Origin of the sequence: Amycolatopsis sp. cg13, from assembly GCF_041346965.1 — a bacterium.
Taxonomy (GTDB): Bacteria; Actinomycetota; Actinomycetes; order Mycobacteriales; family Pseudonocardiaceae; genus Amycolatopsis.
The window spans coordinates 735916-759635 of record NZ_CP166848.1 but is presented as its reverse complement, the minus strand read 5'-3'; the positions used below and the strand labels follow the sequence as shown (position 1 = coordinate 759635).

The 23720-nt window shown below is 69.3% G+C and carries 19 protein-coding genes and 2 pseudogenes; 5 read left to right on the top strand and 16 right to left on the bottom strand.

The annotated features are described in order from the left end of the window. Positions 1-15: 15 nt before the first annotated feature. A pseudogene (locus AB5I40_RS03185) lies at positions 16-837 on the top strand (DMT family transporter); the annotation flags it as partial. A gap of 22 nt (positions 838-859) precedes the next feature. Here the strand turns inward: AB5I40_RS03185 and AB5I40_RS03180 are convergent. Next, on the bottom strand, positions 860-3142 hold the full coding sequence (locus AB5I40_RS03180; RefSeq protein ID WP_370936909.1) for a glycoside hydrolase family 15 protein: 2283 nt from the start codon (positions 3140-3142) through the stop codon (positions 860-862). A 428-nt stretch (positions 3143-3570) separates the two neighbouring features. On the opposite strand from AB5I40_RS03180, the gene AB5I40_RS03175 reads away from it, so the two are divergent. Next, entirely contained in the window at positions 3571-4029 is a 459-nt protein-coding gene (locus tag AB5I40_RS03175) for a single-stranded DNA-binding protein (protein ID WP_370936908.1), read from the top strand. A 269-nt stretch (positions 4030-4298) separates the two neighbouring features. Here AB5I40_RS03175 and AB5I40_RS03170 read toward each other — a convergent pair whose 3' ends face one another. From AB5I40_RS03170 to AB5I40_RS03160, 3 genes and pseudogenes are all read right to left on the bottom strand, one after another. Then, positions 4299-4958, bottom strand: a complete 660-nt coding sequence (locus AB5I40_RS03170) for a hypothetical protein (RefSeq protein WP_370936907.1) — start codon at positions 4956-4958, stop codon at positions 4299-4301. Between the two features lie 198 nt (positions 4959-5156). Further along, positions 5157-5534 (bottom strand): annotated as a pseudogene (locus AB5I40_RS03165) (RNA polymerase sigma factor); the annotation flags it as partial. A 36-nt stretch (positions 5535-5570) separates the two neighbouring features. Continuing rightward, the gene (locus AB5I40_RS03160; protein ID WP_370936906.1) at positions 5571-5768 is read right to left on the bottom strand and encodes a hypothetical protein; all 198 of its coding nucleotides are present in this window, start codon (positions 5766-5768) and stop codon (positions 5571-5573) included. 263 nt (positions 5769-6031) lie between these two features. On the opposite strand from AB5I40_RS03160, the gene AB5I40_RS03155 reads away from it, so the two are divergent. After that, positions 6032-6667 carry a hypothetical protein gene (locus AB5I40_RS03155; RefSeq protein WP_370936905.1) on the top strand — a complete coding sequence of 212 codons (636 nt, stop codon included), beginning with the start codon at positions 6032-6034 and terminating at the stop codon, positions 6665-6667. A 404-nt stretch (positions 6668-7071) separates the two neighbouring features. Here AB5I40_RS03155 and AB5I40_RS03150 read toward each other — a convergent pair whose 3' ends face one another. The 3 genes from AB5I40_RS03150 to AB5I40_RS03140 all read right to left on the bottom strand — a co-directional run bounded on the left by AB5I40_RS03150 (position 7072) and on the right by AB5I40_RS03140 (position 9130). Next, on the bottom strand, positions 7072-7812 hold the full coding sequence (locus AB5I40_RS03150) for an SDR family oxidoreductase (RefSeq protein WP_370936904.1): 741 nt from the start codon (positions 7810-7812) through the stop codon (positions 7072-7074). Positions 7813-8096: 284 nt separating this feature from the next. After that, complete coding sequence (locus tag AB5I40_RS03145) at positions 8097-8801, bottom strand: cation transporter (protein WP_370936903.1); 705 nt, start codon at positions 8799-8801, stop codon at positions 8097-8099. Next, positions 8798-9130: an ArsR/SmtB family transcription factor gene (locus AB5I40_RS03140; RefSeq protein WP_370936902.1), complete on the bottom strand. Its 333-nt coding sequence runs from the start codon at positions 9128-9130 to the stop codon at positions 8798-8800. Before AB5I40_RS03140 ends, AB5I40_RS03145 begins: the two co-directional genes overlap by 4 nt. A gap of 44 nt (positions 9131-9174) precedes the next feature. Between AB5I40_RS03140 and AB5I40_RS03135 the strand changes: the two genes are divergently transcribed. Beyond that, complete coding sequence (locus AB5I40_RS03135; protein WP_370936901.1) at positions 9175-9981, top strand: helix-turn-helix transcriptional regulator; 807 nt, start codon at positions 9175-9177, stop codon at positions 9979-9981. A 46-nt stretch (positions 9982-10027) separates the two neighbouring features. On the opposite strand, the gene gcl is transcribed toward AB5I40_RS03135, so the two are convergent. The 7 genes from gcl to AB5I40_RS03100 all read right to left on the bottom strand — a co-directional run bounded on the left by gcl (position 10028) and on the right by AB5I40_RS03100 (position 18776). Beyond that, positions 10028-11722, bottom strand: a complete 1695-nt coding sequence (gene gcl, locus AB5I40_RS03130) for a glyoxylate carboligase (RefSeq protein WP_370936900.1) — start codon at positions 11720-11722, stop codon at positions 10028-10030. 2 nt (positions 11723-11724) lie between these two features. Next, complete coding sequence (locus AB5I40_RS03125; RefSeq protein WP_370936899.1) at positions 11725-12615, bottom strand: 2-hydroxy-3-oxopropionate reductase; 891 nt, start codon at positions 12613-12615, stop codon at positions 11725-11727. Beyond that, positions 12615-13439: a hydroxypyruvate isomerase family protein gene (locus AB5I40_RS03120; RefSeq protein ID WP_370936898.1), complete on the bottom strand. Its 825-nt coding sequence runs from the start codon at positions 13437-13439 to the stop codon at positions 12615-12617. Before AB5I40_RS03120 ends, AB5I40_RS03125 begins: the two co-directional genes overlap by 1 nt. 253 nt (positions 13440-13692) lie before the next feature. After that, a complete protein-coding gene (locus tag AB5I40_RS03115) occupies positions 13693-14679 on the bottom strand; it encodes a 2-dehydropantoate 2-reductase (protein WP_370936897.1) in 987 nt (328 codons plus the stop codon). A 581-nt stretch (positions 14680-15260) separates the two neighbouring features. Beyond that, the gene (locus AB5I40_RS03110; RefSeq protein WP_370936896.1) at positions 15261-16208 is read right to left on the bottom strand and encodes a sucrase ferredoxin; all 948 of its coding nucleotides are present in this window, start codon (positions 16206-16208) and stop codon (positions 15261-15263) included. Positions 16209-16310: 102 nt separating this feature from the next. Continuing rightward, positions 16311-17498 (bottom strand): cupin domain-containing protein, encoded by a 1188-nt coding sequence (locus AB5I40_RS03105; protein WP_370936895.1) that lies wholly within the window; start codon positions 17496-17498, stop codon positions 16311-16313. A 270-nt stretch (positions 17499-17768) separates the two neighbouring features. Further along, positions 17769-18776, bottom strand: coding sequence for a pyridoxamine 5'-phosphate oxidase family protein (locus tag AB5I40_RS03100; RefSeq protein WP_370936894.1), 1008 nt, complete (start codon positions 18774-18776; stop codon positions 17769-17771). Between the two features lie 445 nt (positions 18777-19221). Here AB5I40_RS03100 and AB5I40_RS03095 point away from each other — a divergent pair, with 445 nt between their 5' ends. Further along, positions 19222-19956, top strand: a complete 735-nt coding sequence (locus tag AB5I40_RS03095; RefSeq protein WP_370936893.1) for a GntR family transcriptional regulator — start codon at positions 19222-19224, stop codon at positions 19954-19956. Positions 19957-20023: 67 nt separating this feature from the next. Here the strand turns inward: AB5I40_RS03095 and AB5I40_RS03090 are convergent, their stop codons facing one another. Both AB5I40_RS03090 and AB5I40_RS03085 read right to left on the bottom strand, forming a co-directional pair. After that, a complete protein-coding gene (locus tag AB5I40_RS03090) occupies positions 20024-21418 on the bottom strand; it encodes an OFA family MFS transporter (protein WP_370936892.1) in 1395 nt (464 codons plus the stop codon). A gap of 161 nt (positions 21419-21579) precedes the next feature. Next, entirely contained in the window at positions 21580-23718 is a 2139-nt protein-coding gene (locus tag AB5I40_RS03085) for an acetate--CoA ligase family protein (protein WP_370936891.1), read from the bottom strand. Positions 23719-23720 lie beyond the last annotated feature (2 nt).

Genomic DNA, 23720 nt, shown 5'->3' with positions numbered 1-23720 from the left:
GTATAGTCCAGTGCCATGGGTAAACCGATCGGTATAGTCGGAGCGGCCGTCCTGTTCGTGGCGTGCTGGTCGTCGGGGTTCATCGGCGCGAAACTCGGCGCGGCGGACGCGTCCGTGCCGACCGTGCTGATGTGGCGGTTCCTGCCGCTCGCGCTGCTGCTGGCGCCGTTCCTGCGGCTGCGGCCCGTTGGCGAACTGGGCAGGCACGTCCTGATCGGCCTGCTGTCCCAGTCGGGCTACCTGCTCACCGTTTACTGGGCGATCGGCGAAGGCGTCAGCACCGGCACGACGGCACTCATCGACGGCGTGCAACCGCTGGTCGCCGCCGCGCTCGCCGGTCCGCTGCTCGGTGTCGCGGCGACCGGTCGGCAATGGCTCGGACTCGCGCTGGGTCTCGTCGGCGTCGTCCTGGTGAGCTGGTCGGACGCCACGTCGCACGCCCCGGCCTGGGCGTATCTGATCCCGTTCGCCGGAATGCTCGGACTGGTCGCCTCCACCGTGCTCGAACGCCGGGCTCGCGTCCCCGCTCCCCCGTTGCGCGCGCTGGCCATCCATTGCGCCACCTCGGCGGTGGTGTTCACCGCCCTCGCGCTCGCGACCGGGACCGCGGTGCCGCCCGCGTCAGGGCACTTCTGGTTCGCTCTGACCTGGCTGGTCGTGCTGGCGACCTTCGGCGGGTACGGGTTGTATTGGCTGCTCGTCGGACGGATCGGGATGACCGCGGTGAATAGCCTGATGTTCCTGATCGCGCCGGTCACCTCGGTGTGGGGCACGCTGTTGTTCGGCGAGCCGTTCACCGTGCTGACCGGAGCAGGCCTCGGACTGGCCTTGGTCGCGGCCGTCGTCGCGAACGGACGAGTCAGCCGCCGTAGCGCTGCCGGACCACCTCCGGAGTCTCGAGGTTCTTCCCCGCGTCCATGTTCTGCGCGAGCCGGAGGTACTGGCCTTCCGCCCACATCAACGGCGCCGCGCTCCCGGTCGGACGGCCCAGCCCGAAGCACGCGACGTCGGCGCGATCCCACACCTGCTCGGGAATGAAGTAGCCGTCGTTCGCCGCGTCCGCCATCGACTTCAGATATACCGCCGCCGGACGCCCGTTGGCCAGCTCGTACTCGCCTCGCTCGCCGGACAGCACCGGCCAGAGCCGCCCGAACCGCTGCGGCCCGTTCGCCGGCCAGCCAGTGCAGGCCGTGGTGCTCTCGCCGTAGTTGTCGTGCGGATAGCGGTGGAAGTAGATGTCGCCGCTCGGAGTCGTCACCTGCATCGGCGCGTTGCCGTCGCGGGCCGCCGCCGTCGGAGCCACCGACTCCGCGACCGCCGGGTCAGCTGGCGCGCGGAGCCCGAGCCGGACCAGGTCGAGGAACCCGAAGTCGACTACGTCGTGCTCGTAGAAACACCCTTCGTCGAAGCAGATCTGGCCGTTGTCGTTAGGGTCGGCGCCCTTGTCCAGCCGCTCGTAATAGGTGTGGCCGCCCCAGTACCCGGAGGTCGTCCGCGTCCACCCGTCGAGCTGCGCCCGCCACGAGTCCGCAGTGGACTCCCACTGCTGCGCCGCCGCGGTATCGCCGTTCGTCCGCGCGATCGCCCCAGCCGCGACCAGCCCGGCGACCTCCGCCGCAATCGACGACGGCGACCGCCCGTACTGCTCCTCCCACCGCTCCGTCGTCGCGGGCCCGCTCGTCCGGATGTGCTCCGCCGTCACCTTGACCCGCGCATACGTCGCCGCGTCCGTGAGCCCAGTCATCCAGGCGAGAATGATCGCGTCGGAATCCTGGTCGAGCTGCTCGCAACAGCCGAGCTGCTGCGGCGTCGCCCCTTGAACCCCGCTCACCGGGCTATACCGGGGAAACGCACCGGCCGGGTACGTCGTCCCGTCGCCCTGCGTGGGCGCGGAAATCCACTGCGAGGACCACAGGAACTGCGCCATCCGCTTGGCCTGCGCCGCGTCGCCCGCCGCGAGCAGCCCGGTCGCCTGCTGGTACAGATCCCGACCCCACACGCGGTGGTACCCGTCGTTGAGCACGTCACCGTTGACGACGTCGCCCCACGGCGTGGCCAGCCCCGCGACACTCGCGCCGCGATGCGTTTTGTCCTCCGCCGCGTGCAACGCCATCAGCGCGACGTAGTACGCCCTCCGCTGCCGCTCGTCGCCCGCCACACTGCCCGGCGTCGCCTTCACGCTGCCGACATACCCCTCCCATCCGCGCCGATACGCCTGCTCCAGATTGTCGAACCCGCTCGCCAGCGACCCGTCCGCGGCCGCCGCCGCTCCCGGTGCGTCGCTCCCGTACCCGAGCGCGACCGAGAACGTCGAGTCCTGCCCGACCGGGATCTGTCCACATTGGACTACATTGCCAGAATTGGTGGAATCGAATTGATTCGTGAGACGTTGATGTGCCCGCAAGTCTACCAGGCAATCGCTCGCGGCGCCCGAATATCCGTTGTCATGCGCGACGAACCCCGTCGAGACCCGCAACGCCGACGCCACCGTTGTCTTGGCCCCGAACAGATCTTCGGTGCCGCTGGCCGTCAGCCCAGTCCCGTCCCATGCCGCAATGTCATTCGCCGCGCCGCCCGCCATCGACGGATTCGCCAGCAGGTAAACCTGATACTGACCGCCGTCGAGCGACTGAAACCGCGTACGGGTAAGAAGAGTCGGCCGTCCAGAGTCGGTGACGTACGTCGTGGTGATGCGATAACGCCCGTTCTTGGCGGTGTTCGTGATCGTGTACTCGAGCGCCTTCTCGTCCGGCATCGAAACGACGTGCTCGGTCGCGTCGCGCTCCAAGTCCACAAAGGACTTCCCGTCAGTGACGACGTACTGCATGTCCTGCATGTTGGCGACGTCCGCGCGCGGATAGAACACCTCCGACGCAACGCCCTTCGCGACGGTGAACCACACCGGGCTCGCCGTCCCCGCCGCCGTCCCGAGGGCGGATTTGTCCCCAGTCGTCCAAGATGCCGGGCCGCCGCAGCAATCTCCCGGCGTGCCTCCCGCCAGTCCTTGCCCGCTTCCTCCCGCTCCGCCTTCCGCCTGACCAGGCTTCGCCCCCACCTCGGCAGGCGCTATCCCCTGTCCCACCACCGAAATCCCCACGACCGCGACCACTGCCGCCGCCCGTCCCCACTTCCCACCGACCATGCCGCCCATGCTGCCCGCCGCCCCTCGCTAGAACAACAGCCGAACGGTGGGAACCGCTCCGCCGTCGCCGCGAAGGAAGTCCCACCCGATGGAGTGACCGGGAAGCCCCGGAAACTGTCGTACCCGGATGGTCTCCTGAGTCCCGAGCGGCGCCCGCCCCGGGCCCGTACCGAGCAGAGGAGCGTCGCCATGGCCGGAGAAACCGTCCGCACCGGCATCGGAAACCTGACCGCCGAGCCGGAACTCGCCTTCGCTCCTCGACGGCAGCACATGCACCAACCGTGCGCGACGTGATCGATCCCGCGACAAGCCTCATTCCACACAACTGAACACACACACACATCTCTCGACAAACGGAAACTGATCGAGCCTGCTCGATCACCACATTCGCCGCCGACTCGGCGGCGCCAAGACCGAGGAGTTTGACCATGGCCGGAGAAACCGTCATCACGGTAGTCGGGAACCTGACCTCAGACCCGGAGCTGCGCTTCACCCCGTCCGGAGCCGCAGTCGCGAACTTCACCGTCGCGTCCACGCCCCGCACGCTCGATCGCCAGTCGGGCGAGTGGAAGGACGGCGAGGCGTTGTTCCTCAGGTGCAGCATCTGGCGGCAGGCAGCGGAAAACGCCGCCGAGAGTCTCTCCCGAGGCGCGAGAGTCCTGGTCACCGGACGTCTGGTCCAGCGCTCATTCGAGACCAAAGAGGGGGAGAAACGCACCGTAGTCGAACTGCAGGTGGACGAGATCGGCCCGTCGCTGCGGTATGCCACTGCCAGGGTCACCAAGGTCAGCCGGAACAGCGGCGACACCAGCGGGCTGAGCGGGGAAGCCTGGGGCGCCTCGCCGGCCCCCGCCGGAATCGGTGCGGGTGGTGAGCCGCCATTCTGATTCGCCCTCGCGGCGGCCAGCTAATCCCCAGCCGCCCGTCCGACCGACCAACACGTCGAACCGAAGGACACGCTGCCTCAGACACGCTGCCCACAACCGAAAGCCCCCGCGCATCTCGGACGGCCACCCCGCCACCGACCGGCGGCCGCGTGCGGGGGTTCGCCCGCCGAGGCAAACCCCCACACCGCTCAGCCGATCTGGTAGGCGCGGGTGATCGTCTGGGTCACCGCGTTGCCCTTGTCATCCGCGGCCTTCAACCCCCACACCACTCACCCAATCTGGTAAGCACGGGTGATCGTCTGACTCACCGCGTTGCCCTTGTCATCCGCGGCCTTCGCCCGCAACGACGCGAACCCGCTCGCCGGATTGCGGACCTTGGCCGTCCACTGCGGACCGTCCTGCGTCAGCTCCACCGGTTGCCAGGTGGCACCGTCGTCGTAGGAGATCTCCACCGTCAGCTCGGCGACCTTCGGCGGCGAATCCTGCCGGGTCACCGTCACCGGGAAGGTGATCTCCTTGCCTCCCGGCACGATGTTGCGCAGGTCCGCGGGCAGAGCGAATCCGATCGCGAGCATGCCCAGCGGGCCGTCCGCGGACAACGTCGGCGCGACCGTCCACTCGCCGCTGAACTTCGTGGAGGTCGGCCACCATGGCTTGCCCCGGGTCACCTCCGTGGTGATCCGGTACGTGCCGAACCGCGCCGGGGCCTGGAAAACCCCGCGGCCCGGCGAGTTCTGGACGCCGAGCAGCTGACCGTCCAGATAGGCCGAAGTGGTGCCCCGGTCCAGTTCGGAGGTGTAGCCCGCGCTGCTGCCGCGCCCGGCAGCGTCGGGCCGAGGGGCCGCCCCGGTCGGCTCCGGCGAATCGCCACAGCGGCACCGATGACGATCACCGCTGCCGCGGCGATCCACCAGCGCCGCCCAGTGCACGACGCCAGCCTTCGCTCGACCTCGGTCGGCGGGGTCGTTTCCGGTGCCGGAGTGCTCTTTCCTTCGATGGACCGCACTGCGTTCACCAGTGCGTTATTGGCCGCGGCCAGGGACCGGCGGCTGGTGAGCGCCTCGGCGCGCAGCGAGTTCAGTGCCTGGTCCAGCTCGTCGTTCGTCCACAAGCGACGGACGTTGTTCTCAGTCATCGATGCGCTCTCCTTCCGGACTGTGCGGGGTCTTGGGCGCGGAGTGGGCGCGGAGCAGTCGTCTGACCCGGTGCAGCCGGGAACGGACAGTGCCCGCGGGAATGTCGAGTACGGCGGCGATTTCAGTGGCGTCCAGCTCTCCCCAGCTGGTCAGCAGCAGCACGTCCCGGTCCCCCGGCGCGAGCTCGGCCAGCGCGGCGGCCAGTTCCCGGACCCGGGCCTGCGCGTCGACCTGGTCGGCCACCCGATCCGCGTGACCGTGGGCGGCCGGTGGCCCGTGCTGGTGGGCGGTCATCCGCAGGTACCGGATTTCGGCCCTGGCATGCTGGCGCAGCAGGTTGGTGGCGATGCCGAACAGCCAGGCGCGGGCGCTGGCCCGTGCCGAGTCGTAGCTGGCCCGGCGCTGCTACGCGATCAGGAACGTGTCGCTGACCAGGTCGTCGGCCACCGTCGGCCCGGCGCGGCTGGCCAGATACCGGCGCACGTCCAGGGCATGCCGGTCGAACAAGCACTGGAAGACCGGCTGAAGGTCGTGCCCGCACAAGTCCGGTCGATCGTCACCGTCCGCCGCGCCCGCTGCGGCGTACCGCTCCGCCCTAGTCACACCGGATATTGGCCGGAGCCGCCGGAAGTGTTCATCCCCGGCCGCGCGACACGAAGGCTCAGGACCCCGACCGCCCAATTCACCAGGACAGGTTCGCCCGGCAGAAGCCGCGACTTCAGCCGGCTGACCTCCGCCGCGCATCCCGGCATCGGCCAGCCGCACCTCCAGGTGGTCTGGTCCTTTCGCACAAAGGTCCATACCATTGTCCGAAAGCCGACTATCGGCCCTGACCGGCCGGAAATCCCGCTGGTAGCTTCCGATCCATGCCCGCACCTCGCCGGACCAAGGCCGGAATCCCAGTCCTCGCCGCGATTTCCGTACTGCTGCTGGCTCCGCTATCCGCGCCAGCCGCGCAGGCCGCTCCCGCCGGACATCCCGGCGTGAGCGTACAAGACGAATGCAGCACCCCGTCGATCAACCGGCTGCAGAAGTGGCTGGCCAGCGGCGAGGGCACGACTGTCCCGCCCACCGGAAGCCTTCTCGTCCCCGAAGGCGACGGCTACGCGGCGAAAATCGTCTTCCAGAACAACGAATGGCACGTCGCCGTGGTCTGGCTGGGCAACCAGTTCGACGCCCAGGCAGACCTCAGCCATTCCACCGGATTCTGGCTGACCTACAGCGCCGACGACGACTTCTACGTCCAGCTGCGCCCCGCCTCCCACTGGAGCGGCGGCGACAAGTGGCTCACCCGCATCCCCTCGACCGGCGGCCAGCTGGTCCGCAAGTTCTTCCCCTTCGACCCCGACGCGTGGACGTGGCTTCCCGAACTGGGCCAGCCGCAGTACTCCTTCGCCTCCGCCCTGACGGAAGCCCGCGGATTGGTTTTCGTCGGCAAGACCCCCAACAGCCTCGACTTCCGCGAACTCCTCATCGACGGCTACCAGCCGCCCTGCCTCTGACCCCCGCCCGCAGCCTCGGCCCCGACCAAGCGGCCAACCCGCCGAGGTTGGGGTGCCCGGCAGGCCAGGAACAGCACCCAGCTGTCTCCTGGCCCGCCGGGTCCGCCGGATCCGGCAGGCCCGCCGCGCTCCTGACCGCCGCGGCCGCCACCGACCGACATGACTGCCATGACCCCATGACCGCAGTCAACGGCCGTTTTGCTGCGGTTGATCGACAGCGCCGGGCACCGCGCACCACCCACTAGCCACCGGGGCACCGGGGCACCGCGCACCAGCCACCGGGCACCAGCCACCGGGCACCAGCCACCGGGCACCAGCCACCGCGCACCGCGCACCGCGCACCGCGCACCGCGCACCGCGCACCGCGCACCGCGCACCGCGCACCGAAGACGGTGCCACGCCCGCTAGTTCTGCACCGCGGGCCGGATGGTGATGTCGCCGATCTCCACGTCGTCCGGCTGCTCGATCGCGAACCCGATCGCCCGCGCCACCGCCGCCGGGTCCAGCGCGAACTCCTCGACCCGCCGCCGAATCGCCTCCCGCGCCCCCGGGTCGTCGATCGAATCCGCCAGCTCCGTCCGGACGAACCCCGGCGACACCGACGTCGTCCGGAGAACTCCGTCCGTGGACTCCTGCCGAAGCGCCTCCAGAATCGTCCGCACCGCGTTCTTCGTTCCCGCGTAAACCGCCTGCGAGGGAACGATCTTCAACCCGGCCGTCGACACCGTCGTCACCAGATGACCGCGGCCCTGCCGCCGGAAAACCGGCAGTGCGGCCGCGATCCCGTGCAGCACCCCGCGCACGTTCACGTCGATCATCGCCGACCAGCCCTCGACGTCGACGTCCGCCACCGGTCCCAGCTTGGCGATCCCGGCGTTGCTCACCAGCACGTCGAGCTGGCCGAATTCCTCGACCGCCCGCTGCACGAGCCGATCCAGGTCCGCGCGCCGAGTCACATCGGTGACGCACGCGATCGCGCGACCGCCTCCGTCGCGGATTTCCTTCGCCAGCGCCTCAAGCCGATCCTCCCGGCGTGCGCCCAGGACCACCGCCGCACCCCGTTCGGCGAGCAGTCGAGCGGTCGCCTCGCCGATTCCGCTGCTCGCCCCGGTGATGGCGACGACTTTCCCAGCCAGTACTGGCATTCCCACCCCTGACACATAAATGGACATGTGTCCGGAAAGCTTACCGGACACGTGTCCGCATAAGCCAGGGGGCACGAGCCGCATCAACATCGGCTGGAGCGCAGTCAAGGAAGCGTGAGCACCGCCGAAATCCAGCCCAGCACCAGGTCATGCTCGACCGACCCGAACGACCACCCGAAGAAAGGCCCACAGGTGAGCGACCTAGCTGCCGCACTGACGCTGATCGGCGTATTCATCGCCTTCGCCATGACCTTGCGCGCCGTCCAGCGCCACCTGACCCGCGATCAGCAACAGCGCTCGCCCCGCCAGGCCTCGAGTCCTTCGCGGACCGCGACCGCCGCGATCACCAACGCCGCGACCGGATCCGCCCAGTACCAGCCGAACAGCGCATTCACCAGCAACCCGACCAGCAGCACGCCGGAAAGGTAAGTGCAGAGGAGCGTTTGCTTCGAATCGGCTACCGCGCTCGCGGAGCCGAGTTCCCGCCCAGCCCGGCGTTGCGCACCCGAAAGCACTGGCATAACAACCAAGGACACGGCGGCAAGCACGATCCCCGCGGTCGAATGCGAGGCCTCGCCGCCGCCGAAGAGCGATCGCACCGAGTCTGCCGTGACATAGGCCGCCAGCAGGAAGAACGACACCGCGATCACCCGCAGCGCGACCCGTTCCCGGCGTTCCGGATCCGCGCTCGCGAACTGCCACGCCACCGCCACCGCGGACAGCACCTCGGCCACCGAGTCGAGCCCGAACGCCACCAGCGCCGACGAGGACGCGATCGTCCCGGCCGATACCGCGACGATCGCCTCGACCACGTTGTACGTGATCGTCCCGGCGACCAGCCACCGAACTCGCCGATGCAGGACCGCCCGTCTTTCGGCAGCCACCACGGGACGCGACTGGCTCGAAGCCCCGCATGCGCCCGAGTCAGCCAGCGACAACGTTTCGCTGACCGGCGCGTCCGCGTGGCAGTCCCGGCAAGGCTCGCTCATCGAACGACCCGCGATTCCTCGTCGCACGCATCCGTCGGCGCGACAGCCAAAACCACCTGCGTCAGCTCCGCCAACGCGCGCGCGAGATGCGGATCGGCGATCGCGTACCGGACCTGCCGACCCTCGTACGTCGCGATCACCAGCCCGCACCCGCGAAGGCACGCAAGATGATTCGAGACGTTCGACCGGCTCAACTCCAGCTGTGAAGCCAACTGCGCCGGGTACACGACCCCGTCCAGCAGCGCCACGAGAATCCGGCAGCGCGTCGGATCCGCCAGTGCCCGGCCGAGCCGGGCGAGCGCCAGTTCGCGAGTCTCGGAGGTCAGCACAGCCGCAACAGTACAGCACTGACTGAATCAAATACACTGGCGAGGTGGACAACCTCCTCGGCGACTTCCTCCGCGCCCGACGCGAGCGGATCTCCCCTGCCGACGTCGGGCTGCCGGACAGCGGACGGCGTCGTGTCCGAGGGCTGCGCCGCGAAGAACTCGCGCTCCTGGCGGGAATCAGCAGCGACTACTACATCCGCCTGGAACAGGGACGCGACCAGAACCCGTCAGCCCAAGTGCTCGACGCACTGGCCCGGGCCCTCGGTCTTGACGAACCCTCCCGCCACCACCTGCACCAGCTCGCCGCGCCAACGCAACCAGGCCAGGCCGAGCCGCACGTGCCCGCAAGCATCGTCGAACTGATCTCGACCTGGCCGACAAACCCGGCGTACGTCCAGGACCGCCTCACCAACGTCCTCGCCGCAAACGAGATCGCCGCAGCGGTTTCGCCGAACTACGCGGTCGGCCGGAACCTGCTTCGCGCGGTCTTCCTCGACCCGGCCGAGCGAGACCTCCGCCGCGACTGGGACCAGACGGCAGCCGACGGCGTCGCCGGTCTGCGCGCCACCCTCGGCCCGAATATCGCCGACCCGGCCGCCGCCGAACTCATCGCCGATCTGACCGCCAGCAGTGAAGAATTCCGCGCTCTCTGGGCCCAGCACGACGTCAAACCGAGGACCGGCCACCTCGTCCGCTTCCGCCACCCAGCGGTCGGAGACCTCGACCTGCACAGCGACAAGCTCGACATCCCCGGCCCGGCAACCCTGCAATTGGTGGTCTTCCACGCGACTCCTGGCAGCAGCGACGCCGAGGCACTCGCTTCCCTGGCAGACCTGATTCCCGCGCGATGACAATGGAAACCGGGCCGGAGCACGCACTGCCCCGGCCCGGCTCCCGTCAGTCGGCCGCTTCGAACTCGCGCACCGCGTCCAGTGCGGCGCCCATCGCGGCGTTGCCCTCGCGTTCGATCATGATCTCGACCAGCACCGGCCGCCGGGTGCGTTCGGCTTCCTTGCGCGCCCATTCGAGCGAAGACCGGATCTCGCCCGGGTCTTCGACGCGCGTGCCGGAGCAGCCGTAGGCCTCCATGATCTTCACGTTGTCCGTGCCGTGGTCGTCGTAGTGGATGTCGACCTGGTAGTTCATCTCGTACGGCAGCTCGGACTGGCGGATCAGGCCCAGGTACTCGTTGTTGAGCATGACGAGCACGAACCCGACGTCGTACTGCGCGGCGACCGCCAGTTCCTCCACCAGGAACTGGAACGAGTAGTCGCCGACCACGCCGACGACCTCCGCGTCCGGCCGGGCCTTCTTGACGCCGATCGCGGCCGGGATCTCCCAGCCGAGCGGGCCGGCCTGGCCGCACACCTGGTAGTGCCGCGGCAGGTGCGCGCGCTGGAACTGCCCGGACCAGATCTGGTACAGCCCGATCGCGGTGACGAAATACGTCTCGGGTCCGTAGAACTCGTTGAGTTCCTTGAACACCCGCGGCGCCTTGATCGGCGTGCAGTCGAAGTCTTCCTTCCGCGGCAGTTCGGCCTTGAGGTCGCCGAGCCGCTTCACCCACGCGCGGTCCCGCGCCGGAGCGGTCCGCGCGTCGAGCGCCGCCAGCAACGCTTCCAGGAACTCGCGCGTGTGCGAAACGACGCCGAGGTCCGGGCCGAACACCTTGCCCAGCTGCGTGGGCTCGATGTCGACGTGGATGAACTTCCGGTCGCCGCGGTACACCGACAGCTCGCCGGTGTGCCGGTCGCCGAACCGCGCGCCCAGCGCCAGAACCAGATCAGATTCCAGGAACGCGGCGTTCGCCCAGCGCTGCGACGTCTGGATGCCCGCCATGCCGGCGAACAGCTCGTGGTCCTCGGGGAAACTGCCCTTGCCCATCAGCGTGACGCCGACCGGGACGCCGAGCCGCTCGGCCAACTGCCGCAACGGGTCGCTCGCCTCGCCGAGCACGACGCCGCCACCCGCCAGGATCAGCGGGCGTTCGGCGGCGAGCAGCATGTCCAGCGCCCGCTCGACGCGCGCCGGCGACGGCTTGACCGTGCTGACCGGCAGCGCCGAATCGATCGACGAATCCCACTCGATCATCTGCTTCTGCACGTCGATCGGGAGGTCGATGAGGACCGGGCCAGGCCGTCCGGACCTGGCGATCCGGAACGCCTCGCGGAAGATCCACGGCAGCTGCGCGGCCTCCTTCACCTGGACCGCCCACTTCGTGACCGGCCGCGCGATCTCGACGATGTCGACCGCCTGGAACGCTTCCTGGTGCAGCTTCGTCGTCGCGGCCTGCCCGGTGATGCACAGGATCGGGACGGAGTCCGCGTGCGCGGTGTAGAGGCCGGTGATCATGTTGGTGCCCGCCGGACCGGACGTGCCGATCGCGACGCCGACGTTGCCGGTCGTGCGCGCCCAGCCGTCGGCCATGTGCGTCGCGCCTTCTTCGTGGCGGACCACGAGATGGTCGATGCCGCGGCCCTGCATCGCGTCGTACAGCGGCAGGATCGCCGCGCCCGGGCAGCCGAAGGCGACGTCGATCCCTTCGTCGACCAGCACGTCGACGACTGCCTGCATAGCGGGGACTCGGGCCATGGTCAAACCTCCTCGGACGAGCGGCCGGACAGTTCTTCGACGACCTTCAGCAGCGCGGAGTGGTCCAGCGAGCCGTAGCCCATCGCCCGTCCGGCCGCGACCAGCTGCGCGACCAGGCCGGTCAGCGGGAGCGCCACGTCGGACTGCCGCGCCGCGGCGAGCGCGATGCCCATGTCCTTGTGGTGCAGGTCGATCCGGAAGCCCGGCTCGAACTGCCGCGCGACCATCGACTTCCGTTTCAGTTCCAGGATCCGGCTGCCGGCGAGACCGCCCGCCAGCACGTCGAGCCCGGTGCCCGCGTCCACTCCGGACGCTTCGAGCAGCACGATCGCCTCCGCGACCAGCCCGTAGATCCCGCCCACCACCAGCTGGTTGGCCGCCTTCACGACCTGACCGGCGCCATGCGGGCCGACGTGCACCACGGTCTTGCCGAGCGCGTCGAACACCGGCTTCGCCGCGGCGAAATCGGCCTCGTCGCCACCGACCATAATGGACAGGGTCGCCTGTTCGGCTCCGGCCTGACCACCGGACACCGGCGCGTCCAGCACCCGGATCCCTTTGGCCGCACCGGCTTTCGCGACCTCGATCGACGTCTCCGGCCGGATGGTGCTCATGTCGGCCAGCAGCGTGCCGGGCGCGATCGTGTCGAGCACGCCGCCGGGGGCGAGCACGACCTGCTCGACCTGCGGGTGGTTCGGCAGCATGGTGATCACGACCTCGGCCCCGGACACCGCGTCGGCGACGTCCTGCGCCGCGCGGCCGCCCGCCGCTTCCAGCTTGGCCAGCGCGTCGGCGTTGAGGTCGAACCCGCTCACCTCGTGTCCGGCGGCGGCCAGGTGCGCGGCCATCGGCGTGCCCATGACGCCCAGTCCGATGAACCCGATCCTGCTCATCAGTTTCCCCTTCGCTCGTACGGCAGCCAGGCCAGCGAGTCCACAGTGGAACCGTCCGGTTTGTACTCGATGCCCACCGGTCCGGCGTAGCCCGCCGCCTGCAGCTTTTCCAGATGTCCTTCGAGATCCAGCTCCCCCGTGCCCGGCTGGTGCCGGCCCGGCACGTCGGCGATCTGCACGTGCCCGGTGCGCGGGGTGTAGCGGGCGATCACGGTGTCGAGGTCGTCGCCGTTGACCGCCAGGTGGTAGAGGTCCGCGAGCAGCCGGACGTTGTCCAGGCCCAGCTCGTCGAGCACCGCGACCGCGTCGGCCGCGGTCTTCAGCGGGTACGCCGGGGTGCCGGACAGCGGTTCGAGCACCAGCTGCGCGCCGATGCCCTCGGCCGCCTTCGCCGCGGTCGCGAGGTGGGTGCGGGCCAGATCGTCCTGTTCGGACGGTGCGACCCCGTCGATCCGGTTGCCGTACAGCGCGTTGAAGCTGCGGCAGCCGAGCCGTTCGGCGAGCCCGAGCGCGACCGTCAGGCTCGTCGCGAACTCCGCTTCGCGGCCGACCCACGACACGAGCCCGCGCTCGCCCGCGGCCATGTCGCCCGCGTAGAAGTTCAGCCCGGTCAGCTGGACGCCCGCCGCCTCGATCGACCGCGCGAAGCGGTCGACGTCGGCCCCGGACGGGTCGGCGCTGTCGAACGGCCACCAGTACTCCACCTTGGTGAAGCCCGCTGCCCGAGCGGCCTGCGCGCGCTCGAGCAGCGGGAGTTCGGTGAACAGGATCGACAGGTTGGCGGTGTAGGGCAGCGAGTGCCGCTCCCCGGCGGGACCGGTCATGAGTACCTCGGCTCCTCACATCTCGATCAGCTAATTTCGCTTTGTGGAAGTTTTCTTCCGTAGTTCGAGAATAGCTGGACGCGGAGGCTTCGGTCAACGGGCAGCGGCAGGTTTCCCGGGCGTGCGGGGACGGCAAGATCCACCGGGGCGTCGTTCGGCTGTGACGCGCACGGGCGACAGAGAGGGGATTCCGAACCCGACCGTCCACAGTGATGAGAACTTATTCCAATGTAGACAGTCGTGCAGTTTTCGTTCAGCCGAAAGGAATCGGCGTACTCGTGCGATTGAGCAGCCCGATCGCCGCGTGGACGTGCCGCAACGCGGGAGCCTCGACGCCAGTCAGGTCCGCGAGTTCCACAACCGCGCCGATGATCGCGTCGATCTCCAGCGGTTTGCCCGCTTCCAGGTCCTGCAGCATGGACGTCTTGTGGTGCCCGACGCGCCACGCTCCGTCGATCCGCTTCTCCACCGAGACCCGCGGATCCGCACCCGCGGCCCGGGCGATCGCGAGGGTTTCGGCCATCATCTCGGCGACGAGCGTGCGGGTTCCGTCGTGCTCGCACATCTGCGCCATGGTCGCCCGGGTGAGCGCGGACAGCGGATTGAACGCGACGTTGCCCATCAGCTTGACCCAGATGTCGTCGCGCAGCCTCGGTTCGACCGGGGCCTTGAGCCCGCCCGCGACCATCGCGTCGGCGAGATTCCGGCAGCGGACGGAGATTTCGCCGGACGGTTCGCCGAGCGAAAACCGCGTACCCTCCAGGTGCCGGATGACGCCCGGCTCCTCGATGACGGTCGAGCAGTAGACAACACAGCCGATCGCCCGCTCGACTGCGAGCACACGACTGGTCGCCCCGCCGGGATCGACCGTCTCGACGCGACGGTCCGCCAGCGGATGGCCGGTCAGCCCGTGGAAGTACCACCACGGAATGCCGTTCTGCGCCGCGACGATCGCGGTGTTCTCGTGGAGCAGCGGCTCCAGAAGATCGCCGCAGTCCGGGTAGGAATGTGCTTTGAGGCCAAGGAAAACGTAGTCGACCGGCCCGATGTCGCGAGGGTCGGACGTGACGTGCGGACGCGCCGTGAAGTCGCCGCGAGGGCTCAGGACCCGCACGCCGTCCGCCGCCATCGCCGCGAGATGCGCCCCGCGCGCGACGAGGTGGACTTCGGTGCCGCCGCGATGGAGAGCCGCGCCGACGTACGCGCCGATCGCTCCCGCGCCCAGAACCGCCACCCGCATGGTTGCCTCCCGGTCCGGATCCCGCCGACGTTAGATTGCATACAGTATCCCGTCTAATGCCTGCCGGGCCAGGCTTTGGTTATCGGAAGCAGCGATGACGCGGGGCGGCCGCGGTGGCACAGCGAGGCGCGACAGTGATGCGGGGATGCTGTGGTGATGCGGGGATGCTGTGGTGATGCGGAGACGCTGTGGTGACGTGGGTGCGGCGGGGCTGCCGCGGAGTGCCGTGGGTGCCGCGGTCACGCGGGGTGCCGCGGTCACGCGGGGTGCCGCGGGTGCCGCGGGGTGCCGCGGGGTGCCGCGGTCACGCGGGGTGCCGCGGGGTGCCGCGGATGCCGCGGTCACGCGGGGTGTCGCCGTGACACAGCGACGCACCGCAGTGATGCCGAGTGCCGCAGCGATGCCCGGCCGTCCTGTGCCGCAGGATTCCCGCGACCAGACCGGCGGGACGGTGCGCTCCGGGCGTTCCGTCAGCCTGCTCGAGGTTCGCGGACCGGCCGTGCGCAAAGTCGTCGTGCGGCCGGTCAATCTGCTTGCGGCTCAAGGGAAACTGTCGCCCTTAACGTTCCGGCCAGCGAGGGTCAGACCTCGCGCACCGACTCCGCCACGAACCCGGACAACACCAGCCGCGCGGTGCACCGGCTGTGCCCGGAGGCCGTCGACGTCCGGCGGCGCACCACCACCTCGTACCGCCGTCCGCCCGCGTCGACCAGCACTCTCCGGTCCTCGCCCCGGGATTCCTCCGCCACCGCCAGCACCGCGTCGAGACCGCGCAGGCCAGTCCGGCCGCGGATCTCGATCTCGGCGAACTGCGACCACGCGCTCTCCGCGGAGGTGCGGCCCCGCAAATTCTCGAACCGGACGTTCCCGCTCAGCGCTTCCTTCGCCACCAGTTCGGCTTCGGGCACCGCGAGGCTGCCGTGGAGGTAGCCGTCGGGCACGGTCAAGAGGTTGCCCGCCCAGCGGTCCCCGCCGACGTGGCTGACCTCCCACACCCGCCCGGGATGGTTCTGCGCGAGGCTCGCGACCAGCGGACGGCCGAACACCGCGCAGCACATGTCCTTGCTGCCGTGGGTGCAGACGAGAAAGAGCGGACCGGACACCGGCTCGCCGTGCCCGCGCCGTCCGGCGGCGACGGCTTCGAGGTCGAGGTGGGCGAGTTCGTCGAGGTCGGCGACGTCGAGTCGCTCCGTCCAGCGATTCCCGGGCTGCCCGCTGGCGACGTAAACCGCGCGCGGAGCGCCTGGCTCCCGCGCGTGCCGCCCCGGCTTCCGGATCAGCAGCGGCCGCAGGCCGGCGGCGCGCGCGGCTTCGAGGCGCTCGGCGGGAAACATCGCGGCCAGGACGTCTTCGAGCGCGTCCGGACCCCACGATCCCGGCTGCTCGACCAGCAGCCAGGACGTCATGCGCGCGGCGGTCCCGGCGGGCTCGCCGCCGAGCTCGCGAGTCAACGCGGCGCATCCGGGCGCAGCATTCCGGCCCGGGAAGCAGATTCCCGGCCCCGAGTGCCGCACGTCGGGCTTAGGCATGCCTAAGTATAGCTGACGGCTCGTCCTGCCTCTCCGAGGCGACCGTCCGCGGCGCGCGACATCACACGATCGGGCAGTACTGGGGCTGGCTCAGCCCCTAGCTCAAGCCCGAGCCACCAGCCCCTGCACGACCAGCTCCCCCAACAGCGCCCGCACCGTCGCCGGAGGCACACCCGGCGCAGCATCGACAAGCACCTTGAACGGCTGCGGCCCACACCCGAGCAACGTGGCGAGCACCGGCCGCGCAGCTTCGGCGAAGACCAGCCGCTTCCCAGCCCCGACCAGGGCCACCGTGCCGTCGCCGTCCGCCAGCGCGGCGCGCGGGACGAGCAGCCGGACCTCGAAATCGTCGTCCGGCGGCAGCAGTTCCGCCGTCGCCGCCCATGGCAGGCCGACGCGGGTCTGCGCCGGAGCCTGGGCGTCGCGGTCGGCGAGGAACCGGTCGACCACGTTGCCCGCGGTCAGCTCCGCCAGCCGGAGACGCAGCGCTTCGGCGCGCTCCGCCCGCGCGTCCGGACCGGCGAACCGGGGCAGGTCCGCGCGGAACAGCTCGTCGGAGCGCAGCTGATCGGCCAGCCACGCCACGAGGTCCACGCCGGTGGCGGCGTTGAACCCGATCGTCAGATGCAGCGACTCCTCGCCGACGGCGGACACGTCGTGCCAATGCCCGCGCGGCAGGTAAAGGACGTCGCCGTCCTCCAGGAGGAAGTCGTCGTGCGGCTCGCCCTCCGGACGTTCCGGCAGCTCGACGTCCCGCTGCAGCGGCGAAGGCCGGGTCACCCCGTGCAGCCGCCACCGCTTGCGGCCGGAGAGCTGGATGATGAAGGCGTCGTGGTCGTCCCAGTGCACGTCGAAGCCGTGCGTGGTGCCCCAGCCCGCGTACAGGTTGACCTGGATCCGCTCGCGCAAGTCGTGTTCGAGCCTGCCCGCCAGCTCGCCGACCTCGTCGACCAGTTCGTTGACCGAATCGAGCACGAGCGTCGCGCCGGCGCGCAGGTGTTCGGCGAACGGGGCCGAGAGCACGCGCGGGACCTGGCCGTTGCGCCGGGTCGAGACCATTTCGGTGTAGGTGTGGGCGGGGACGACGTCGCCGTCGAGCGCGAGCCGCAGCCGGGGGAACTCCAGCCGGTGCTGGCGCAGCACCCGGTCCAGCTCCGGCCACGGGAGCAGCGACGCGAACCGCCCCTTCTCCCCCGGGAACCGCCGCGGCTGCCTGCCGAGGACCTCTGCGAAGAACTGGCCGGCCTCGAGCGGTGCCACGAGGCCGGCCAGTCCGGGAATCTCCGTCATGGAGCGGGACAACGGCTAGTCGTTGCCGTCGTTGTCGGCCACGGCTCCGTTGGCCTTGCCGCGGTCCACCGCGGCGGTCAGCGGTTCCACGCTCAGCAGCAGGCCGCTGGCGGCCGCGTCGGTGTCGGTTGTCATGCGTTCTTGAGCCATCCGGACCTCGCAACGTCGACGACTGGGCCCGCCTCACGCTACGGGAGATCGCCGGGACGGACATCGGTCATTTGAGTGCTCTTCCCCGGCCCCGCGACCACCCTCGGCAGCCTTGGCCCGTCACAGATTCTGCCGGTAATCCTGCTCTAGACCGGCTCGCAGCTGCTGCTCGTCCACCCCCGCGCGCACCAGCTTCGCGGCCTCGCCCGCGGTCTCGTTCAGCTTGAGATGGTCGGTCCAGATCGTGGACGAGCGCGGCAGGTCGGCCGGATCGACCTGCCGGGCGGCGTCCCACAATCCGGCCTCGCACAGCGCGGCGCACTGTCCGAGCCGGACGGTCTCTACTTCCACTTTCAGCACCGCTTTCGGGGTGCGATTGCGCTCGGTCATCGACTCGCGCAGCGCGGGTTCCGTGCTGATGACCGCCTTCCCGGTGATCTCCAGTGTGCGGTTGTCCCCAGGGACCACGGCCACTACCGCCACATCGGGGCGTTCGACGACATTGTGGAACGTATCGGTGCGCCGGTTTCCGGGCCGATCCGCGAGGACGACCGTGGTCGGTCCGATCATCCGGGCCACTCCGGGAGGATCGCCCTTGGGACTGGCGTCCGCGTTCCCGGCGCTGTCCCGCGACGTGATCACCGCAAACGGCGCGGCGGCAAGGAAAGCAGCCGCTGCGGGCCCGAGGAGTTCGCCTTCCTCAACGGCGTCGGTGTCCGATCCTGCGGCAGGACCCCACAGGTTCGAGCGGATCACCGCCTTCCCGCAATGCAGGAACGCTTCCTCGACGAGGAAACCGTCTTTGTCTGCGGTTCCGTTGATCCGCAAGGTTTCGCGCCATCCGGGGACGAGCACCAACAGCGCGGCGCCTGTCCCTGGTGCGGCGTCCGCCGGAACGGGGAGCTTGAGCCGCGCCTCTGTCTCGGCCTTCGCGAACCCGGACGCTCCGCCGACCATCTCGGCCCGCTGACGACCTCCGACGTCGACGTAGCCGAGCACTGCGGCGGGGCTGTGCGCGAGCAGCACGCGGCAATGCGGGTCGAGGTGGTCGATCGACTTCATCATGACCGGCAGCGGCCGTTCGCCCACGACGCGTTCCAGGTCCGGCACCGCACGGATGATCCCCATGGAGTTAGGTTAACCTAAGAACTTGGCCGTGGGCTGCTGCAGTCCTCCTCACCGCCGACGTTAGCGAGGCCGCGCAGCACGGGATCGACCCCGCCGCCGGACAAGTGCCGTGCTGCCCAACCCGGTTTGGCCCCAGGCGCGAACGGCACCGGCCAGCGCCAGCCTCCGCCCGCCGTCGGTCACGCGCCGCAGCACTTCCCCACAGCGCCAGCCTCCGCCCCGCCGTCCGTCACGCGCCGCAGCACTTCCCCGCCAGGCCCGTTCCGCACCAGAACCCGCCTCGCCGAGCCCCGCGTCCCGCACCCGCGTCGCCACGCCGTCGATCCCCATCCGGCGGAACATCGCACACCCGATCCAGAATCCCGGGATTTTGCATACCAAAACCTGTATCCTGAAAACTGAGTTCCTCGAATCCCGCCGCAGATCCCACCACCCGAGGTGCACCGTGACCGAGTCCGTTTCCCCCCTGCCCGAACGCGGGCCCACCGGCCGCCGGACAGCGAAGGGGTCGCTCGCCGGCAAGAGCGGCAACCGGGTGGAGCGGCCCGCGCCGTTGCGGCAGGTCGTCTACGACGCGCTCGCCGAGCTGATCATCAACCGCACGCTCGAACCCGGACAGCACCTGGTCGAGGCCGATCTGGCCGAATACCTGGGCGTCAGCCGCCAGCCGGTCCGCGAGGCGCTGCAACGGCTGCAGAGCGAAGGCTGGGTCGACCTCCGGCCGGCGCAGGGCGCGTTCGTGCACCTGCCCACCGACGAGGAAGCCGACCAGCTGCTCGGCGTCCGGGCCGTCCTGGAGACCCATTCCGCCCGGCTGGCCGCGGCCTGCGCGACCGACGAGGACATCAAGCGCCTGTGGCAATTGCAGGACGTCGGCATGAAAGCCCTGGCCGCGGACGACAGCGAGCGCCTTGTCGCGGCGAACGCGGACCTGCATTCGTACATCACCGAACTGACTGGCAACGCCGTCCTGTCCGAGCTGATCGGCCTGGTCGACCGCCGGGTTCGCTGGTACTACACGCCGATCGCCCGGCCGCGCGGGCGCGACGCGTGGCAGGAGCACGCCGCGCTGATCGAGGCGATCGCGGCGCACAACGTCGACAAGGCGGAGAAAATCATGGCGCAGCACACCGAACGCACGCGCCAGGCGTTCCACGAACGGCCGGACGCGGCGGAGTGAGCACAGCGGTCCGGGAGCGACGGGGCGGATGCCAGCCGTCCCGTCGCTCCCGGACCCGCGGGGGAATTCAGTTGCCGGCCGCCGGAGCGGTGCGGGCGATCCGCGTGCCCGCCTTTTCCGTCGAGCCGCGCCCGGAACGCCCGGGCTGGCGCAGGAACAGCGTCATCACGGCGGACAGCAACGCGATGGACCCGGCCAGCACATACGCACCGGTGTAGCCCCACGCCGCGATCACCCCGGCCGCCAAGCCGCCGCCTCCGACGCCGCCGACCAGTTTCGCGCTGTAGACGATGCCGTAGTTGGTCGCGTTGTGGTTCTCGCCGAAGTAATCCGGTACCAGCGCGGCGAACAGCGGATAGAACGCGCCGCTGCCGAACCCGGTCAGCACCGCGAACACCATGAACCAGAACAAGCTGTGCGTCTTGCCCGACCACAGCACGCCGAATTGCGCGAACGCCGCGATCACCAGCACCCAGAACAACGTCGCCTTGCGGCCGATCCGGTCGGACGCCCAGCCGACGATTCCCCGGCCGACCCCGTTCACAATCGCCAGGACACCCGCCGAGGAAGCGGCCACGAAAGCGCCGAACTGGCTTTCCTTGGCGAAATCGACCTGGAAATTGATCCCGAACAGCGATACCCCGCCGATCACCACGAGGGTGACCCACATCAGCGGAAGCATCCCGCTGCGAATCGCTTCCATCGGCGTGAACTGGCGCACCGCGGGCGGGTTCTTGGCCAGGCTTTTCGCCTTGCCCGCCGCACTGCCCTTCAGCCAGGCGATCGGGTCGACCTCGGCCGGCCACCAGTTCTTCGGCGGATCCTTGAACAGGAAACCGCACAGTCCGACCACCACGAGCATGTACAGGCCGATCGCGTCGAGCGTGATCGTCACGTTCTCATGCCCGAGGAAAGCGCTGAACAGGTAAATGAACGGCACCGAACCGTACGCGAATCCGCCGTTCACGAAACCGGTCCGAGCGCCGCGTTTCTCCGGATACCATTTACCCACCATGTTGATGCACGTCGCGTACACCAGTCCGGCGCCGATTCCGCCCAGCACCGAATACCCGACGAACGCCACCACCAGATTTCCGCTGTGCGCGATGGAGAAGTAGCCGATTCCGGAACAGACCGCCCCGGCCAGCATCGCCGTCTTCGCCGACACGATGTTCTTCTCCCGCAGCCGCCCGGCCGGGAACGCGACCCCGGCCTGGAACACGGCCCAGATGCTGGCCAGCCAGAACGCGTCCGACAAGGACCAGCCGTATTTCTCTTCGAGCGTCCCTTCGACGGCTCCCCAGCCGTATTCGAACACGCTCACCGCCATCATGGCCACCCACGGCAGCCAGACCATCCAGCTGCGGGACCGTCCCATCAGGTCCCGGGGGCTCTCCCCGATCCGGTACGTCCGCCCGTTTTCGTCGACGATCTCCTGGTATGTCGGTTGGGCTGCGGTCATGAGAATTCTCTTTCGTCACCGTTGACTTCGGTTCCCGTGCCGGGCTGTCTCCGTTCTTCCCCCGAGCCGGGACGCGCCCCGCGTCCCGGCGTCGCTTCCTCGCCGCACTCCGCTGACCAGCGGTTAGGTGTCGGGCAACGTACGCCTCCCTCCGGACTTGATCAAGACAGCAGACCCGCCGAACGCGCCCAGCGGTACTTCGCGCCGAGCACCGCGACCGGCTTTTCGGTCGTGTAGGGATAAGCGACGACGCCGTGCGCGTACAGGTGCTCGCTGGCCCGCTCGACCTCGACGTCTCCGGACAGCGAAGCCACCACCGGCTTGTGGATCCCCTTGCGCCGGAACTCCTCGACGACGTCCACGACCAGCTCCGCGAACACCACCGGCGGCGTGACGATCGTGTGCCAGTAACCGAGAACCAACGAGTGAATACGATCGTCGGACAGGCCGAGCGCGATGGTGTTCCGATAGGTCGAGGGCGGTTCGCCGCCGGTGATGTCCACCGGGTTGCCCGCCGCGCCGAACGGCGGGATGTATTCGCGGAAAGCGGCGTCGAGGTCGTCCGGGATCTGCATCAGCGTGAGCCCGTTGTCCACACAGGCGTCCGACAGCAGCACCCCGGAACCGCCGGCGCCGGTGATGATCACGACGTTCTCGCCCTTCGGCGTGGGCAGTTTCGGCACGCCACGCGCGTATTCGAGCAGGTCGTTGAGCCCGGGCGCGCGAATGACGCCGCTCTGGCGCAGGATGTCGTCGTAGACCCGGTCATTGCCCGCCAGCGCACCGGTATGCGACCCGGCCGCTTTCGCCCCTTCCGACGTGCGCCCGGCTTTCAGTACCACGACGGGCTTCTTCGCGGACACCCGCTTCGCGGTCTCAGCGAACGCGCGACCGTCCTTGAGGTCTTCCAGATGCATGGCGACGAGTTCGGTGTTGTCGTCGTGCTCGAAAAACGTGAGAAGATCGTCTTCGTCGATATCCGCTTTGTTTCCGACGCCGACAATCGCCGACACGCCCATCCCGGCCGACCGGCTGAAGCCCAGGATCGCCATCCCGATCCCGCCGCTCTGCGACGACAGCGCGACGCCGCCTTTGACGTCATACGGGGTGCAGAAGGTCGCCGACAGGTTTTCCGGCGTGTAGTAGTAGCCGTAGATGTTCGGGCCGAGGATCCGCACGCCGTGTTTGCGCGCGATGGCCAGAACTTCGTTCTGCAGCTCGATGTTTCCCGTCTCGCCGAAGCCCGACGGGATCAGGATCGCCCCGGCGACGCCCTTCGCGCCGGCCTCTTCGAGCGCCGCCGGCACGAACTTGGCCGGGATCGCGAAGACCGCGACATCGACGTCGCCGGGCACGTCCGCGATGCTCGGATACGCCTTGCGGTCGAGGATTTCCGCGGCCTTCGGATTGATCGGATAGATCTCGCCCGCGTAGCCGCCGTTGACGAGGTTCTTCATCACCGAATTGCCGATCTTGCCGTCCTCGGCGGACGCGCCGATCACCGCGACCGCGGCCGGTTTCATGATCCGGTTCATCGCGGTCAGGATCTCGTCCTGGCCGAACCGCACCGGTTCCGCGGCCGCTGCCGGATCGACGAGAATCCGCACGTCCACCGCGGTCGCCCCGGCTCCGGTAGCGAGCACCGGGTTCAGGTCGACCTCGGCCAATTGCGGAAAGTCGGTGACCAGGTGCGACAGCCGGTGCACGACATCGGCCAGCGCCGCCTTGTCCACCGCCTCGCCACCGCGAACTCCATTGAGGACTTCAGCGGCCGCGATCCCGTCCACCATGGACAGAGCTTCATCGGTGCTCGTGGGAGCCAGCCGGAACGTGACGTCCTTCAGCACCTCGACCAGAACGCCGCCGAGTCCGAACGCGACAATCTTGCCGAAGCTGGGGTCGGTGACCGCGCCGATGATCACCTCCTGCCCGCTGGTCAGCATCTGTTGCACCTGGACGCCGGTGATGCGCGCCGATGCGTCGTATGCCTTGGCGTTAGCCAGAACCGTGGCGTAACCGTCCGCGACTTCCTGCTTGGTGCGGAGCCCGACGAGTACGCCGCCAGCCTCGGTTTTGTGCAAGATGTCCCGCGACACGATCTTCAGCACTACCGGCAGACCGAGTTCCGCCGCCTGCGCCACCGCTTCCTCGGCAGACGTGGCGAGCCGTTCCTGTGGCGTCGGAATGCCGTACGCCTCGCAGACAGCGCGACCTTCCGGTGCTGTGAGCGAGGAACGGCCTTCCTCGGCTACCCGGGCCAGGATTTCCTCGACCGCCGCGCGGCCAGTTTCCGTGGTCATCC

Excerpts from the sequence above, each read along its gene's own strand:
- AB5I40_RS03180 (WP_370936909.1), bottom strand. The coding sequence starts at position 3,142 with ATGGTCGGTGGGAAGTGGGGACGGGCGGCGGCAGTGGTCGCGGTCGTG.
- AB5I40_RS03175 (WP_370936908.1), top strand. The coding sequence starts at position 3,571 with ATGGCCGGAGAAACCGTCATCACGGTAGTCGGGAACCTGACCTCAGAC.
- AB5I40_RS03155 (WP_370936905.1), top strand. The coding sequence starts at position 6,032 with ATGCCCGCACCTCGCCGGACCAAGGCCGGAATCCCAGTCCTCGCCGCG.
- AB5I40_RS03150 (WP_370936904.1), bottom strand. The coding sequence starts at position 7,812 with ATGCCAGTACTGGCTGGGAAAGTCGTCGCCATCACCGGGGCGAGCAGC.
- AB5I40_RS03145 (WP_370936903.1), bottom strand. The coding sequence starts at position 8,801 with ATGAGCGAGCCTTGCCGGGACTGCCACGCGGACGCGCCGGTCAGCGAA.
- gcl (WP_370936900.1), bottom strand. The coding sequence starts at position 11,722 with ATGGCCCGAGTCCCCGCTATGCAGGCAGTCGTCGACGTGCTGGTCGAC.
- AB5I40_RS03125 (WP_370936899.1), bottom strand. The coding sequence starts at position 12,615 with ATGAGCAGGATCGGGTTCATCGGACTGGGCGTCATGGGCACGCCGATG.
- AB5I40_RS03120 (WP_370936898.1), bottom strand. The coding sequence starts at position 13,439 with ATGACCGGTCCCGCCGGGGAGCGGCACTCGCTGCCCTACACCGCCAAC.
- AB5I40_RS03115 (WP_370936897.1), bottom strand. The coding sequence starts at position 14,679 with ATGCGGGTGGCGGTTCTGGGCGCGGGAGCGATCGGCGCGTACGTCGGC.
- AB5I40_RS03110 (WP_370936896.1), bottom strand. The coding sequence starts at position 16,208 with ATGCCTAAGCCCGACGTGCGGCACTCGGGGCCGGGAATCTGCTTCCCG.
- AB5I40_RS03105 (WP_370936895.1), bottom strand. The coding sequence starts at position 17,498 with ATGACGGAGATTCCCGGACTGGCCGGCCTCGTGGCACCGCTCGAGGCC.
- AB5I40_RS03100 (WP_370936894.1), bottom strand. The coding sequence starts at position 18,776 with ATGGGGATCATCCGTGCGGTGCCGGACCTGGAACGCGTCGTGGGCGAA.
- AB5I40_RS03090 (WP_370936892.1), bottom strand. The coding sequence starts at position 21,418 with ATGACCGCAGCCCAACCGACATACCAGGAGATCGTCGACGAAAACGGG.
- AB5I40_RS03085 (WP_370936891.1), bottom strand. The coding sequence starts at position 23,718 with ATGACCACGGAAACTGGCCGCGCGGCGGTCGAGGAAATCCTGGCCCGG.